Origin of the sequence: Microbacterium sp. VKM Ac-2870 (assembly GCF_015350795.1) — a bacterium.
Lineage (GTDB): Bacteria > Actinomycetota > Actinomycetes > Actinomycetales > Microbacteriaceae > Microbacterium.
This window is the reverse complement of sequence record NZ_JADKSH010000003.1, coordinates 50,573-63,108: the sequence shown is the minus strand read 5'-3', so window position 1 is coordinate 63,108 and position 12,536 is coordinate 50,573. Positions and strand designations below refer to the sequence as shown.

At 68.4% G+C, this 12,536-nt stretch carries 17 protein-coding genes; 9 read left to right on the top strand and 8 right to left on the bottom strand.

Features of this window, described 5'->3' with window-relative positions:
* The first annotated feature begins 16 nt into the window (after window positions 1–16).
* The gene (locus ITJ43_RS07685; protein ID WP_194583270.1) at window positions 17–316 is read left to right on the top strand and encodes a DUF3467 domain-containing protein; all 300 of its coding nucleotides are present in this window, start codon (window positions 17–19) and stop codon (window positions 314–316) included.
* Between the two features lie 277 nt (window positions 317–593).
* The gene (locus ITJ43_RS07680) at window positions 594–1,595 is read left to right on the top strand and encodes a magnesium and cobalt transport protein CorA (RefSeq protein ID WP_194583269.1); all 1,002 of its coding nucleotides are present in this window, start codon (window positions 594–596) and stop codon (window positions 1,593–1,595) included.
* Window positions 1,596–1,599: 4 nt separating this feature from the next.
* Here ITJ43_RS07680 and upp read toward each other — a convergent pair whose 3' ends face one another.
* Entirely contained in the window at window positions 1,600–2,232 is a 633-nt protein-coding gene (gene upp, locus ITJ43_RS07675; RefSeq protein ID WP_194583268.1) for a uracil phosphoribosyltransferase, read from the bottom strand.
* A 61-nt stretch (window positions 2,233–2,293) separates the two neighbouring features.
* Between upp and ITJ43_RS07670 the strand changes: the two genes are divergently transcribed.
* Complete coding sequence (locus tag ITJ43_RS07670; RefSeq protein WP_194583267.1) at window positions 2,294–2,761, top strand: nucleoside deaminase; 468 nt, start codon at window positions 2,294–2,296, stop codon at window positions 2,759–2,761.
* Window positions 2,762–2,774: 13 nt separating this feature from the next.
* Here the strand turns inward: ITJ43_RS07670 and ITJ43_RS07665 are convergent, their stop codons facing one another.
* A complete protein-coding gene (locus tag ITJ43_RS07665) occupies window positions 2,775–3,887 on the bottom strand; it encodes an alpha/beta hydrolase (protein WP_194583266.1) in 1,113 nt (370 codons plus the stop codon).
* A gap of 94 nt (window positions 3,888–3,981) precedes the next feature.
* Here ITJ43_RS07665 and proC point away from each other — a divergent pair, with 94 nt between their 5' ends.
* Window positions 3,982–4,815 carry a pyrroline-5-carboxylate reductase gene (gene proC, locus ITJ43_RS07660; RefSeq protein ID WP_194583265.1) on the top strand — a complete coding sequence of 278 codons (834 nt, stop codon included), beginning with the start codon at window positions 3,982–3,984 and terminating at the stop codon, window positions 4,813–4,815.
* A gap of 25 nt (window positions 4,816–4,840) precedes the next feature.
* On the opposite strand, the gene ITJ43_RS07655 is transcribed toward proC, so the two are convergent.
* Both ITJ43_RS07655 and ITJ43_RS07650 read right to left on the bottom strand, forming a co-directional pair.
* On the bottom strand, window positions 4,841–5,512 hold the full coding sequence (locus ITJ43_RS07655; RefSeq protein ID WP_005049780.1) for a potassium channel family protein: 672 nt from the start codon (window positions 5,510–5,512) through the stop codon (window positions 4,841–4,843).
* Window positions 5,505–6,896, bottom strand: coding sequence for a TrkH family potassium uptake protein (locus ITJ43_RS07650; protein WP_228495661.1), 1,392 nt, complete (start codon window positions 6,894–6,896; stop codon window positions 5,505–5,507). Before ITJ43_RS07650 ends, ITJ43_RS07655 begins: the two co-directional genes overlap by 8 nt.
* Before the next feature lie 121 nt (window positions 6,897–7,017).
* On the opposite strand from ITJ43_RS07650, the gene ITJ43_RS07645 reads away from it, so the two are divergent.
* From ITJ43_RS07645 to ITJ43_RS07625, 5 genes are all read left to right on the top strand, one after another.
* The gene (locus ITJ43_RS07645) at window positions 7,018–7,425 is read left to right on the top strand and encodes an ArsR/SmtB family transcription factor (protein ID WP_194583263.1); all 408 of its coding nucleotides are present in this window, start codon (window positions 7,018–7,020) and stop codon (window positions 7,423–7,425) included.
* Window positions 7,426–7,533: 108 nt separating this feature from the next.
* Window positions 7,534–7,725, top strand: coding sequence for a helix-turn-helix domain-containing protein (locus ITJ43_RS07640; protein ID WP_101305621.1), 192 nt, complete (start codon window positions 7,534–7,536; stop codon window positions 7,723–7,725).
* A gap of 82 nt (window positions 7,726–7,807) precedes the next feature.
* A complete protein-coding gene (locus ITJ43_RS07635; RefSeq protein ID WP_194583262.1) occupies window positions 7,808–7,906 on the top strand; it encodes a 30S ribosomal protein bS22 in 99 nt (32 codons plus the stop codon).
* Between the two features lie 94 nt (window positions 7,907–8,000).
* Window positions 8,001–8,297 carry a glutaredoxin family protein gene (locus ITJ43_RS07630; RefSeq protein WP_194583261.1) on the top strand — a complete coding sequence of 99 codons (297 nt, stop codon included), beginning with the start codon at window positions 8,001–8,003 and terminating at the stop codon, window positions 8,295–8,297.
* The gene (locus tag ITJ43_RS07625; protein WP_194583260.1) at window positions 8,294–8,590 is read left to right on the top strand and encodes a Dabb family protein; all 297 of its coding nucleotides are present in this window, start codon (window positions 8,294–8,296) and stop codon (window positions 8,588–8,590) included. Before ITJ43_RS07630 ends, ITJ43_RS07625 begins: the two co-directional genes overlap by 4 nt.
* Before the next feature lie 7 nt (window positions 8,591–8,597).
* On the opposite strand, the gene ITJ43_RS07620 is transcribed toward ITJ43_RS07625, so the two are convergent.
* Genes ITJ43_RS07620 through ITJ43_RS07605 form a run of 4 tightly spaced genes read right to left on the bottom strand, consistent with a single transcriptional unit; the run spans window position 8,598 to window position 12,533 of the window.
* On the bottom strand, window positions 8,598–9,716 hold the full coding sequence (locus ITJ43_RS07620) for an ABC transporter ATP-binding protein (RefSeq protein WP_194583259.1): 1,119 nt from the start codon (window positions 9,714–9,716) through the stop codon (window positions 8,598–8,600).
* Window positions 9,713–10,507, bottom strand: coding sequence for an ABC transporter permease (locus ITJ43_RS07615; protein ID WP_194583258.1), 795 nt, complete (start codon window positions 10,505–10,507; stop codon window positions 9,713–9,715). Before ITJ43_RS07615 ends, ITJ43_RS07620 begins: the two co-directional genes overlap by 4 nt.
* Window positions 10,504–11,406 carry an ABC transporter permease gene (locus ITJ43_RS07610; protein WP_194583257.1) on the bottom strand — a complete coding sequence of 301 codons (903 nt, stop codon included), beginning with the start codon at window positions 11,404–11,406 and terminating at the stop codon, window positions 10,504–10,506. The genes ITJ43_RS07615 and ITJ43_RS07610 overlap by 4 nt, the downstream gene beginning before the upstream one ends.
* Window positions 11,403–12,533: an ABC transporter substrate-binding protein gene (locus ITJ43_RS07605; RefSeq protein ID WP_194583256.1), complete on the bottom strand. Its 1,131-nt coding sequence runs from the start codon at window positions 12,531–12,533 to the stop codon at window positions 11,403–11,405. Before ITJ43_RS07605 ends, ITJ43_RS07610 begins: the two co-directional genes overlap by 4 nt.
* Window positions 12,534–12,536: the final 3 nt, after the last annotated feature.

Here is a 12,536-nt window from a genome sequence, read left to right as displayed (position 1 = left end):
GGAAAAGGAGCACGGCATGAGCGACGAGATGCCCCGCCAGTTCGAGATCGATCTGCCGCCGGAGCTCATCACGGGCAGCTTCGCCGACTTCGCGAACGTCTGGCACACCCCCGACGTCTTCGTCATGGACTTCGTCTCGCTCGCGCGTCCGCCGCAGGCGGGTGTGGATGCCGACGGTTCCCCGATCACCGTGGTTCCGGGCCGCGTGGTGCAGCGGGTTCGCATTCCGCCTCAGCAAGTGTTCGAGCTCGCGAAGGCTCTCACCCAGCAGCTGGAGTTCTGGGAGCAGGAGACGGGCCGCCGCGCCGAAGGGTGACGCACACGTCACCCGCGCGGGCTATACTCGCCGAGGCTCCCGACCTTGTTCCGGTCACGCAGAGCCGTGGACGAAGGCGGTGAGACACCATGGCAGACGATAGTAGGCGCGCCGCGGTGGGCGTCGCCGACATGCTCTCGCTCTGAGATTCGGCCCCTCCGCGGCACTCGCGTGCGACCCCGCCCGTCGCGGGGTGCGCACTCCCGTTGGCATCGGCGCTCGGCGTTCGACGCGAACGATGACCGCGCGCGCGTCGCGCATCCCGGAGGAGATGACCATGACCCTGATCGACAACGCCGTGTACAAGGAGGGCGTGCGCGTGGCGACGCCCGCGTCGCTCGACGAGGCGTACGCGCTGCAAGAAGCCCACGCCGGATTCGCGTGGATCGGGCTCTACCGACCTACCGACGCAGAGCTGGCCTCGGTGGCGGCCGAGTTCGAACTGCATCCGCTCGCGATCGAGGATGCTGCCCTCGGTCACCAGCGCTCGAAGGTGGAGCGCTACGGAGACACGCTGTTCGTGGTGCTGCGTCCGGCGCGCTACGACGACGAGCGCGAGGAGCTCGACATCGGCGAGCTGCACCTGTTCGTCGGACCCGACTTCGTCATCACGATCCGTCACGCCGAGTCACCGGATCTGGGCGCGGTGCGCCGCCGACTCGAGCAGCAGCCCGAGTTGCTCGCCCTCGGATCGGAGGCCGTGCTCTACGCGGTGCTGGACCGTGTCGTCGACGAGTACGAACCGCTCGTCGATGGCATCGAGAACGACATCGACGAGATCGAAGACGACCTGTTCGGGGATGCCGACGACGATGCGCTGTCGCGGCGCATCTACGAATTGTCCGGCGAGCTCAACCGCTTCGCCCGCGCGACCCACCCGCTGGTGCCGATCATCGAGTGGCTTCAGCGCGGTCACGACGTGTATCACGTCGACATCGAACTGCAGCGGCGCCTGCGCGATGTCCGCGACCACGCCCTTCGCGTGACCGAGCGTATCGACGGCTTCCGCGCCGTGCTCGACAAAGCTCTCACCGTGCACTCGGCGCTGGTCTCGCGCCGTCAGACCGAGGTCAACCTGGCGCAGAACGAGCAGGTCAAGCGCATCTCGTCATGGGCGGCGATCATCTTCGCGCCCACGCTCGTGGGCACGGTCTACGGCATGAACTTCGACGTCATGCCCGAGTTGCACTGGGAGTACGGGTACCCGGTGGCGCTCGCCGTGATGGTCGCCTTTCCGGCGGTGCTCTACCTCATCTTCAAGCGTCGCCGCTGGTTGTGAGGCGTCACACGGTGCCGTAGAGGCGGTCGCCGGCGTCGCCGAGCCCGGGCACGATGTAGCCCTTCTCGTTCAGACGCTCATCGAGCGCCCCGAGCACCAGCGTCACATCGCGGTCGCCGACGAGCTCTTCGATCTTCGCGACGCCCTCGGGGGCTCCGAGGATGCAGATCGCCGTGACGTCCTGTGCGCCGCGGGCGAAGAGGAAGTCGATCGCTGCGCCCAGCGACCCGCCGGTCGCGAGCATCGGATCGAGCACGAAGCACTGGCGGTCGCTGAGGTCACTGGGCAGGCGTTCGGCGTACGTGTACGGCTGCAGCGTCTCTTCGTTGCGCGCCATGCCGAGAAAGCCGATCTCGGCGGTGGGCAGCAGCTTCACCATGCCGTCGAGCATGCCGAGCCCGGCGCGCAGGATCGGCACCACCAATGGACGCGGCTCGGAGATGCGCACACCCGTCGTGGTCGTCACGGGCGTCTGGATCTCGACCTCTTCGACGCGCACGCCGCGGGTCGCCTCATACGCGAGGAGGGTGAGCAGCTCCTCGGTGAGCTGGCGGAACACCGGCGACGGCGTGCGCTCATCGCGGAGTACCGTGAGTTTGTGGGTGATGAGGGGGTGATCGGCAACGTGCACGCGCATAGCCTCAGCCTACGCGTCCGCCCCGCCCTCCGATGGCGTCGTCCGGCCCTACGCTGAACGCATGAGCCTGCCGACCCGCCGCGACGACGAGACGGTCATGCGCCTCGCCCTCGTCCTCGCGCGGGAGGCGGCCGCGGCCGGCGAGATCCCGGTCGGAGCGGTGGTGGCGGATGCCACGGGTGCCGTGATCGGTCGGGGACGCAATCTGCGCGAAGCGACCGCCGACCCCACCGCCCATGCCGAGATCGTCGCGCTCCGTGAGGCCGCGGCATCCGTCGGCTCGTGGAACCTCGAGGGCTGCACGCTGGCGGTGACGCTCGAGCCGTGCCTCATGTGCGCCGGCGCCATCTTGCAGGCGCGCGTCGGGCGTGTGGTGTTCGGGGCCTGGGATGAGAAGGCAGGGGCGGCCGGGTCGGTGTACGACGTGCTGCGCGACCGGCGCTTGCCGGTGCGGGCGGAGGTCGTCGGCGGCATCCTCGAAGATGATGCGCGCGTGCTGCTGCGCGACTTCTTCGACGCCCTCCGCTGAGTGGCTGGCGTCGTCAGTCCGACGAGCTGAGGATGATCGCTTCGGTGGGCGGCGCCGGGTCGGCGGGTCGACCGATGTAGCCGATGTTCTCCAGCAGTGCGCGGCGGAAGGCGGCGGGGCGCTCCAGATGCGGCGCATGCCCGACGCCCTCGAAAACGACCTCGGTGACCGACCCGCCCGCGGCGCGGTAGGCGTCGAACACGTCACGGGTCTGCGAGACCATCTCCTGCGCCGGGGCGATCTCGGCACCGGGCCAGCCGGGTATCGCCCCCAGTGCACCCAGGTGGTTGATGTCGAAGAAGGAGGCGTCCGACACGATCGCGTCGGCCGAACCGCGCACCCACAGAATCGGCGGCTTCGGCGAGAGAGCGACGATGCCCGAGGTATCGAAGTAGCGCGGTGCCATCGTGTTGAGCACACCGATCGTGCCCGCCGCGAATCCCGGCCAGTTCTCGCTCGACGCACCGTCTCCCGGATAGTTGCCGGTCGCCGTCGATGTGGTGTTCATCGATTCGACCCACAGGTCTTCGTGTTCGCTGGTGTAGTCGGGCGAGACATACGCCGTCCGGAAGACGCTCCGCGGCGAGGTCGGCGACTCGTCAGTGGTGTCACGGTCGGTGAGGCGCTCCACGAAGTCGGGGTTCGCGCCGCCCCCGCCGCAGCCGGCATCGTCGTCGGTGAGGCGCGACCCGTCGCGACGCGTGCCGCCGAACCCGAACGGTGACACCGGAGCCTGCAGGGTGAGCGAGAGCGCGGGGTGGTCGATCGCGTACTGCATGACGACGCCGCCGCCCATCGACCAGCCGACCAGGTGAGCCGTCGGCAGCTCCAGCGCCTGCAGCGTCGCGAACAGATCGTCGCTGAAGTCGCGAACGCCGCGGGTGGCATCGACGGGCGCGCTCTCCGTCTCGCCGAAGCCCCGCAGATCCACCGCGATGACGCGCAGATCGCTCGGCAGATCCTGCATCAGTTCCTGCCAGAACAGGCTCGATGAGACGTTGCCGTGCACGAGTACGACGGTCTGATCAGCGCGCGCTGACGGGTCGTCGCCGACGCGCTCCAGGATGCTGACGCGAAGGCGATCGGTGTCGAGAATCCGGGAGGTGATGCCGTCGAGGAGCGTCATAGCCGCATCCTACTCCGCCGCCTGGTGAGCTCAGAGAGGCCTCAGGTGAACACATCGGAGCGTGCGACGGACCCGCCTCTGCGAGGATGGAGACATGGCTTCTCCGCTTCCTTCGATCGCGATTCTCGGTGCCGGTTCGATGGGCGGCGCCATCTTGCAGGGGCTCGTCCGGTCGGGGCAGGCGCCCCGGGTGACGGTCACCAATCGCACCGCAGCATCGGCGGCGGCACTGGCCGATCTCGACGGTGTCACGAGTCTCTCGCTCGAGGCGGATGCCTCGGCCAACACGACCGCGGCCGCCGAGGCCGACATCGTCCTCATCGGCGTGAAGCCGGTCATGGTGCCCGATCTGCTGCGAGAGATCGCCCCCGTCCTCCGTCCCGGCGTGATCGTGGTGAGCCTCGCCGCGGGCGTCACCCTGGCCACCTTCGCCTCGATCGTGGGTGAGGGTGTCGCGGTGATCCGCTCGATGCCGAACACCCCCGCTGTCGTCGGCAAGGCGGTGACCGGCCTGTCGGCGGGTGGCGCGGCATCCGCCGACGATCTCGCGCTGGTGCGCCGGCTCTTCGAGACGTGCGGCGTGGTGATCGAGGTTCCCGAGTCGCAGATCGATGCCCTTTCGACCATCTCCGGCTCGGGGCCGGCCTACGTCTTTCTGCTGATCGAGGACCTCACCGAAGCCGCGCGCGGCAAGGGCTTCTCCGACGCCGACGCGCGCCTGATGGCCGAGCAGACCTTCATCGGGGCGGCGACTCTGCTGGATGCCACGGGGGAGGACCCCGCCGAGCTGCGCCGCCGCGTCACCAGCCCCAAGGGCACGACGGAGCGGGCGATCGCGGTGCTGCAGGGCGCTCGCCTGGACGGCGTGTTCGCCGAAGCCACCGACGCTGCTCTCGCCCGCGCCAAAGAGATGGCCGCCGGCGCCTGACGCTCGCGGACGGATGCCGCGGCGGTCAGCGGTCGAGGGAGGCGAAACGCTCGATGTCGCTGTTGGTGCCCGACACGATGATCAGGTCGTGGTTGGTGACCACGGTGTCGGCCTCCGCGTAGCGGAAGGGCTTTCCCGGGCTCTTCACACCCACCACCGTGACACTGTACTTCGAGCGCACGCCCGACTCGTTCAGGCCGATGCCGCGGATGAACTTCGGCGGGTACATCTTGGCCAGCACGAAGTCGTCGTCGAAGCGGATGAAGTCCAGCATCCGGCCGCTGACGAGGTGCGCGACCCGCTCGCCCGCCTCGCGTTCGGGGTAGATGACGTGGTTGGCGCCCACGCGAGCGAGGATCTTGCCGTGGCTCTGCGACACCGCCTTGGCCCAGATCTGCGGCACCTTCAGATCGACGAGGTTCGCGGTGATCAGCACGGACGCCTCGATCGAGGAGCCCACGGCGACCACGGCGACCTGGAAGTCCTGCGCGCCGATCTGTTTGAGCGCCTCGATGTTCTTCGCGTCGGCCTGCACGGTGTGGGTGACACGCTCGGACCACTTCTGCACGAGCTCGAGGTTGTCGTCGATCGCGAGCACCTCGCGGTCGAGGCGGTCGAGCTCGCCGGCGCACGCGGCGCCGAAACGGCCGAGGCCGATCACCAGGACGGGAGCATCGCTCCGGATCTGCTCAACCAACGATGGGCCTTTCCACAGGCAGCGAATAGTGCTGCGAACGGGATGTCGCGGCCACGGCCGCGGCGAGAGTCACTGTACCAACGCGCCCCATGAACATCGTCGCGGCCATCACATAGACCGCGACATCCGGCAGGTTCTGTGTGATGCCCGTGGACAGGCCCACGGTGGCGAACCCCGAGACCACGTCGAAGAGCACGTATTCGACCGGATATCGGGTGATCTGGGCGATCGTGATGGTCGACACCGCGACGATTGTCGAGCCCCACGCCACGACCGACAGCGCGACGCGCTGCACGTCGCTGGGGATGCGGCGGCCGAACGCCTGCACGCTCGGGCGCCCCTTCGCCTCCGACCACACCGCAAGAGCCAGCACGGCGAGCGTGGTGACCTTGATGCCGCCCGCCGTCGACGCCGATCCTCCGCCGATGAACATCAGCATCGATCCGACGACCAGCGACGACCCGTGCAGTTGGCCGATGTCGACGATCGAGAAGCCGCCGGAGCGGGTCATGGCCGACAGGAAGAACGCCTGGAAGGTGGTGTCCCAGGCATCCATTCCGCCGAAGGTCTTCGGGTTGTCGTACTCGAGCAGCAGGAACACCGCCGCGCCCACGAAGAAGAGGATGACGGTCGTGATGAGTGTCAGCTTGGCGTGCAGCGACCACCGCCGCACGTGAAGGTGGTGGCGCCACAGCGCGAAGATCACCGGGAACCCGATCGAGCCCAGGAACACGCCGGCCATGAGCAGGGTCAGCAGCACGTAGTTGTGCGCGAACGGGGCGATGCCCTCTGCATTCGGGGCGAAGCCGGTGTTCGTGAACGACATCGCGGCGTAGTACGGCGCCTCCCACAGCGCGCTCAGCGGATCGACGCCGCTCGCCAGCAGCGACGGATACAGCAGCACGGCGAGCGCCGCCTCGATGACGAGTGTCGACAGGGCGACGGTGGCGAGCAGCTGGCCCACCTCGCCGAGACGCACGGTCTGGCCCTCGTTGACCGGTCCGCCGTGCGCGCGCAGCGGATTGCTATCGCCGGCGGCGATCAGCTTGGCCCGCAGCCCGAGGCGCTTGGAGATGACCAGACCCAGAATGGATGCCAGGGTCAGCACGCCCAGCGCACCGACGTTCACACCCACGTAGACGAGCACGTGACCGAAGGCGCTCCAGTGCGTTCCCATGTTGACCGTCGACAGGCCCGTGACGCAGATCGTCGACACCGCGGTGAACAGCGCGTCGGCGAACGGGGTGACGCGGCCGTCAGCGGATGCCGCCGGCAACGAGAACAACGCGGTGAACAGCAGGATGAGGGTCAGGAAGATGCCGACCGCGAAACGCGACGGTGACGCGGTGGTCGCGTCGCGAAGTCCGTCCCACGTCGCGCTCATCGACGCGCGCAGGGAGCGCCACGTACGGGCACCGACGGTGTCGCCCGCCATGGTCCGCCCCTCTCTGACGTAGAACCGTTGACATGGTACTCCGGGCCGCGACGCGGGCTAACCTATCGTCATGGCGGACATCTTCGACGTGATCGCCGACGGTACCCGTCGGGACATCCTGCAGCTGCTGCGTGAGCGCGCCTCCGACGGTGAGCACGGCACCAGCGTGTCGCACATCGTCACCGAGCTCGGTGTCAGCCAGCCCACCGTGTCGAAACACCTGAAGGTGCTGCGCGAGGCCGACCTCGTGACCGTCCGCGAGGAAGGCCAGCACCGCTTCTACAGTCTGTCGCCCGCCCCCCTGGACGCCGTCGACGACTGGCTGGTGCCGTTCTTCGACGAGGACCTTCTTCCGGTCGCCGCCCCGGCGTCGACGCTGCCCGAACCCGCCGTCGCCGCCGCCGACCTGGTCGGACGAGCGGCGGCATCGGCCAAGCACGCCTGGGACAACGCCCGCAAGCGCTTCCCTGGGCGCTGAGCCCATCCGTCACACGGACCACACGGGTTTACATGCGGCGCATAGAGACCGTAATGTTGGGGCACAGCAATGCGGAGGCACCGCATCGGGATCGGTGGGGGAAGACGAATGCCGGACCTTTCTGACGTGCGTTTTCTGACGGTCGCGGAGGTGGCCGACATCATGCGCGTATCGAAGATGACGGTCTACCGTCTGGTGCACGCCGGCGAACTCCCGGCGGTCCGCTTCGGGCGCAGTTACCGGGTGCCCGAGACCGCTGTCACGGACGCTGTGCAACGTCCTATCGCCGACGTCGGCTAGACTGCTCCGAGGGCATTTTTCGAGATGCCCGTTCCCGGACGCGGCCACCCGCGTCCAGACCCCTGACATAGTGAGGTTTTCCGTGGGTTCTCTCATCAAGAAGCGCCGCAAGCGCATGGCGAAGAAGAAGCACCGCAAGCTGCTTCGCAAGACTCGCCACCAGCGCCGCAACAAGAAGTAATTCTTCGCGCCACGCTGCAAACGACACCGAGCGCCTGTCCCCGAGATCGATGATCCGGGACGGGCGCTTCGTGTTCTCCGGCAGAATGGATGCCGTGGCCACCCTCACGATCATCTCGAAACCCGATTGCCACCTGTGCGATGTCGCGCGGGAGATCGTGGAGACCGTGGTCGCCGACCTTCCCGAAGACGCGGTCGAGGTCGAGGAGTTCTCGATTCTCGACGATCCGCTGCTGTTCGAGCAGTGGTGGGAGAAGATCCCCGTCGTCCTCATCGACGATCAGCTGCACGCGCACTGGCGCCTCTCGCCCGAGCGCCTGCGCGCCGCGCTCGCCGATGCGCAGGCGACGGCATCCCCCGTTGATTCGAATCCCCGTAAGGAATCCGCATGATCCGTCACATCGTCGCCTGGAAGCTCAAGAGCGAAGATCCGCTCGAGCGGTCCGCTCAGGCGCAGAAGCTGTCGTCCGATCTGAACGCGCTCAAGGGTGTCGTTCCTTCGATCATCGACATCGCTGTCGGGCCGGATGTCGTCGGCGGGGGCAATTGGGATGTCGCGCTCGTCGCGGACTTCGCTGATCAGGCGGCGCTGGACGCCTACCAGACCCATCCCGATCATCAGGCCGTCGTGGGCTACGTGCGTTCGGTCGTCGCCGACCGAGTCGCGGTCGATTACGAGGTCTGAGCCTCCGTCAGGGGCGCACGCGCACAGCGACCGGTGAGGGCAGCACGCGAACGCGCACCGACTGGCCGTACTCCAGGCGCTCGTCCGCGCCGTGCTGGACGTGCACGATCGAGCCGTCGGCAGCGCGCAGCGCCGAGCGTCGGAAACTGCCCAGGAAGGTGCTCTCTTCGACGAGCGCATCGATGCCCTCCGCATCGGAGGCGACAGCGCCCGCGGATCCCGCGGCGGCCAGGACCACGTTCTCCGGGCGCACGAGCGCCTCGACCGGGCCCTCGGCGGGGTCGCCCTGAATGGGAAGACGCGTGCCCCACACCGTGACGCTGCCACCGCTGGCGAGGCCCGGAAGGGCGCTTGAGAGCCCGACGAAGGCGGCGACGGCGGGCGTCTGCGGGCGCAGGTACAGATCTTCCGGCGTGCCGATCTGCTCGATGCGACCGCTTTCCATGACGGCGATGCGGTCGGAAACGGCCAGTGCCTCCTCTTGGTCATGGGTGACGAAGACCGTCGTGATGCCCAGGCGCAACTGCAGACGGCGGATCTCATCGCGCAGCTGGACGCGCACCTTGGCATCCAGTGCCGACAACGGCTCGTCGAGCAGCAGCACGCGCGGCTCAGTGACGAGCGCGCGGGCGAGCGCGACCCGCTGCTGCTGGCCGCCGGACAGCTGATGCGGGAAGCGGTCGGCGAGACTCGTGAGGCCCACGAGTTCGAGTGCGTCGGCGGCGCGCGTCGCGGCAGCGGCGCGAGCGACTCCGCGCCGGCGCAGCCCGAAAGCGGTGTTCTCGAGCACCCGCAAGTGCGGGAACAACGAGTACGACTGGAAGACCATGCCGATGTCGCGCTTGTTCGTGGGCACGCGCGAGACGTCCCGGCCGCCCAGCATCACCGATCCGCTGTCGGCAGATTCGAGACCGGCGAGCACGCGCAGGGCCGTCGTCTTGCCGCATCCGGACGGTCCAAGCAGCGAGACGAACTCTCCGGGAGCGACGTCGAGGTCGACCCCGTGCAGCACGCGTGTCGCGCCGAAGCTCTTCACGATCCCTTGCAGCTGCACCCGCGTGCCGGCGCCGGCTCCGGTGAGCAGCAGGTTGTCGGCGGTGCGGGGGAGGGCGCGGTCGATGGTCATGGACGGGCCTTTCGCGTGCCGCGCGCGGCGCGGCCGATGAGGAGCAGGAGGGTGAAGGCCAGCAGGAGTGCCAGCAGGGTGAAGATCGCGGGGGTGTAGGGGTCCTGCTTCTGCACGATCACCATCGCGGTCTGGAAGACCTGACGGTTGAGCAGGGAGGCGATGGTGAATTCGCCGAGCACCACCGCGATCGAGATGAGCGATGCCGCCAGCAGACCCTGTCGCAGGTTGGGTGCGAGCACCCGCAGGACCACGGCCGTCCAGCCGGCACCGAGCGACCGTGCCGCCTCGGCGAGCGTGCGGAGGTCGACCGCGTCGATCGATGCCTGGATCGAGCGGTAGGCGAACGGCAGCACCGTGATTCCGTAGGCGAACGCCAGCGTCCACGTGCCGGTACCGAACAGTCGGCCGATCTGCTGATAGATCGGTGCCAGACCGACGACCAGCACGATCGCCGGGATCGAGATCGGCAGCAGCACGGCGAACTCGAACGCCCGCCGCAATCGGGGAAAGCGGAGGGCGACCAGCACCATGGTCGGCGCAAGCAGGAGCAGCACGATGGCCACCGTCACCACGCAGAGCACGAGGGAGTTGCCCAGGCCGGTCCACAGCGGCTTGAGGGCGGCGGTGGTGCGCGGGTCGAACAGGCCCGCCCATCGGCTCCACGAGAGGCTGCCATCCGGCATCCTCAGCGTGTAGATCAGGGTCGAGACGAGCGGGATCGCGAAGAACGCCCCGACGACGAGACCGATGAGCGCGCGGGTGACGGGGGAAGGGGTGAGTCGCTTCATGCCTGGTACCACCGAGCCGCGCGCCGCTGGACAGCCGAGTAGGCGAACATGACGATGCCGACCACGACGATCATCCCGAGAGCCAGCGCGCCGGCGAGATTCTCCCGCCCGAGCACCGTCTCGCTCGTGAGCGCGCTGCGGATGCGCAGCGGCACGATCTCGGCCCCCTGGCTGGCAAGGGCCGCCGCGGTCGCGTACGACGAGAACGCATTGGCGAACAGCAGCAGCAGGCTCGCGAAGAACGAGGGGGCCAGCACCGGGATGCCGACGTAGCTCCAGAACGCGCGGCGAGAACCCCCGAGCGTGAGCGTGGCTTCGGCCCACTGCGGACGCAGCGCCGAGAGGGCCGGCATGAACGTGATGACCATGAGCGGGATCTGGAAGTAGATGTACGGCAGGATCAGGCCGGGCAGGTCGTACAGCCAGGTGCCGTTGGGAAAGATATCGATGCCGAACCCGTCGAGCAGGAACACGCGCACGACGCCTTGCAGACCGATCGTGGCGATGAAGGCGAACGCCAGCATGACGCCGCCGAACTGCGCGAGCACGCCGGCCGCGGCATCCACCGCCGAGCGCACGAGACCTTCGGGATGCAGACCGAGCATCGCGTAGCAGACCAGCGCGCCCACGAGCGCGCCGATGACCGCCGTCAGCAGCGAGAGTCCGGCCGAGTTGGCGAACGTCTCCACGATCAGCGGGTCGCCGAGCGCCGTGAGGTTGTTCCACGTGAACGCTCCGCGCCGGTCGAAGAAGCCCGACGCGACCGCGAGCACCGAGGGCAGCGCGAGAAAGAGCAGCACGTACGCGGCGAATGGCGCGAGGCCGAGCCACGACCACGAGCGGCGGCGGGCGGGGGCGGATGCCGCGGCATCCACCCCCGCCGTGGCGACGACGGTCACTGGACCGCCGTCGCCCAATTCTGACCGAGCAGCGTGCCGCCGGCCTTGGATTGCGCCTCGGTGGGAACCACCGTGTCGGCGGGAGCCTTCGGCAGCGCCGCGGCGAGGGCCGCATCGATGGTGCCGGCGGTGGTCATCGCACTCATGCGGGCCGGGCGTGCGCCGCCCTTGAGCCACAGGTTCTGCACCTCGTCGCTGTAGAGGAACTCCTGCCACAGGCGCGCTGCCGCGGGGTGGGGAGCCGTCTTGTTGATGGCCTGGTTGTAGTAGCCGGCGTACCCGGTGCCGTCGAAGACGACGACCTTCCAGTTGGGGTTGTCCTTGCGGTGCGCCGCGTTCAGGTAGTCCCAGTCGAAGACGACGGGGGTCTCGCCGCTGGCGACCGTGGAGGTCGTCACGTCGACCTTCAGCAGGTTGCCCGCCTTCTGCAGCGAGCTGAAGAAATCGATGCCGGGTTGGAAGTCGTCGAGCGTTCCCCCGGACTGCACGGTCGCCATGCCGACCGCGGCGAACGCCGCACCGGCCTGCGTGGGATCGCCGTTGAGAGCGACCGCGCCCTTGTACGTCGGGCTGAGCAGGTCGGTGAGCTTGGTCGGTGCGGGGAACTTCGAGGAGTCGTAGCCGATCGACATGTACCCGCCGTAGTCACCGACGAACAGGCCCGAGGGGTCCTTGAGGTTGTCGGGGACATCGGCCCACGTCTGCACCTTGTAGGGCGCGAACCGGTCGGTGTTCTGCAGCGTGACGGTCAGGCCCAGGTCGAAGACGTCGGGTGCGGTGTCGAGGCCCTCGTTCGTCTTGGCGGCCTGGATCTCTTCGGCGCTCGATGCGTCGGGCGACTGCTCGTTGACAGTGATGTCGGGGTAGCGCTGGGAGAACAGGGAGATGATCTCGCCGTAGTTGGCCCAGTCGTGCGGCAGCGCGATCACGTTGAGCTGGCCCTCCGCCTTGGCGGCCTTCTCCAGATCGGCGAAGGTGCCGAAGTCGGCGACGCTCGTCGCGGTGGATGCCGAGGCGCTGCCGCTACTGGCGGTGTCGGACGTGCCGGCACACGCGCTGAGGGTAAGGGCTGCGACGGCGGCCAGGGCCGTGACCGCGATGGTGCGGCGCGCAAGGGTTCGGGACATGCT

Coding starts and splice junctions, on each gene's coding strand:
- ITJ43_RS07645 (WP_194583263.1), top strand. CDS start 7,018: ATGGCGGACATCTTCGACGTGATCGCCGACGGTACCCGTCGGGACATC.
- proC (WP_194583265.1), top strand. CDS start 3,982: ATGGCTTCTCCGCTTCCTTCGATCGCGATTCTCGGTGCCGGTTCGATG.
- ITJ43_RS07670 (WP_194583267.1), top strand. CDS start 2,294: ATGAGCCTGCCGACCCGCCGCGACGACGAGACGGTCATGCGCCTCGCC.
- ITJ43_RS07650 (WP_228495661.1), bottom strand. CDS start 6,896: ATGAGCGCGACGTGGGACGGACTTCGCGACGCGACCACCGCGTCACCG.
- ITJ43_RS07640 (WP_101305621.1), top strand. CDS start 7,534: ATGCCGGACCTTTCTGACGTGCGTTTTCTGACGGTCGCGGAGGTGGCC.
- ITJ43_RS07665 (WP_194583266.1), bottom strand. CDS start 3,887: ATGACGCTCCTCGACGGCATCACCTCCCGGATTCTCGACACCGATCGC.
- ITJ43_RS07615 (WP_194583258.1), bottom strand. CDS start 10,507: ATGAAGCGACTCACCCCTTCCCCCGTCACCCGCGCGCTCATCGGTCTC.
- ITJ43_RS07685 (WP_194583270.1), top strand. CDS start 17: ATGAGCGACGAGATGCCCCGCCAGTTCGAGATCGATCTGCCGCCGGAG.
- ITJ43_RS07680 (WP_194583269.1), top strand. CDS start 594: ATGACCCTGATCGACAACGCCGTGTACAAGGAGGGCGTGCGCGTGGCG.
- upp (WP_194583268.1), bottom strand. CDS start 2,232: ATGCGCGTGCACGTTGCCGATCACCCCCTCATCACCCACAAACTCACG.
- ITJ43_RS07620 (WP_194583259.1), bottom strand. CDS start 9,716: ATGACCATCGACCGCGCCCTCCCCCGCACCGCCGACAACCTGCTGCTC.
- ITJ43_RS07625 (WP_194583260.1), top strand. CDS start 8,294: ATGATCCGTCACATCGTCGCCTGGAAGCTCAAGAGCGAAGATCCGCTC.
- ITJ43_RS07605 (WP_194583256.1), bottom strand. CDS start 12,533: ATGTCCCGAACCCTTGCGCGCCGCACCATCGCGGTCACGGCCCTGGCC.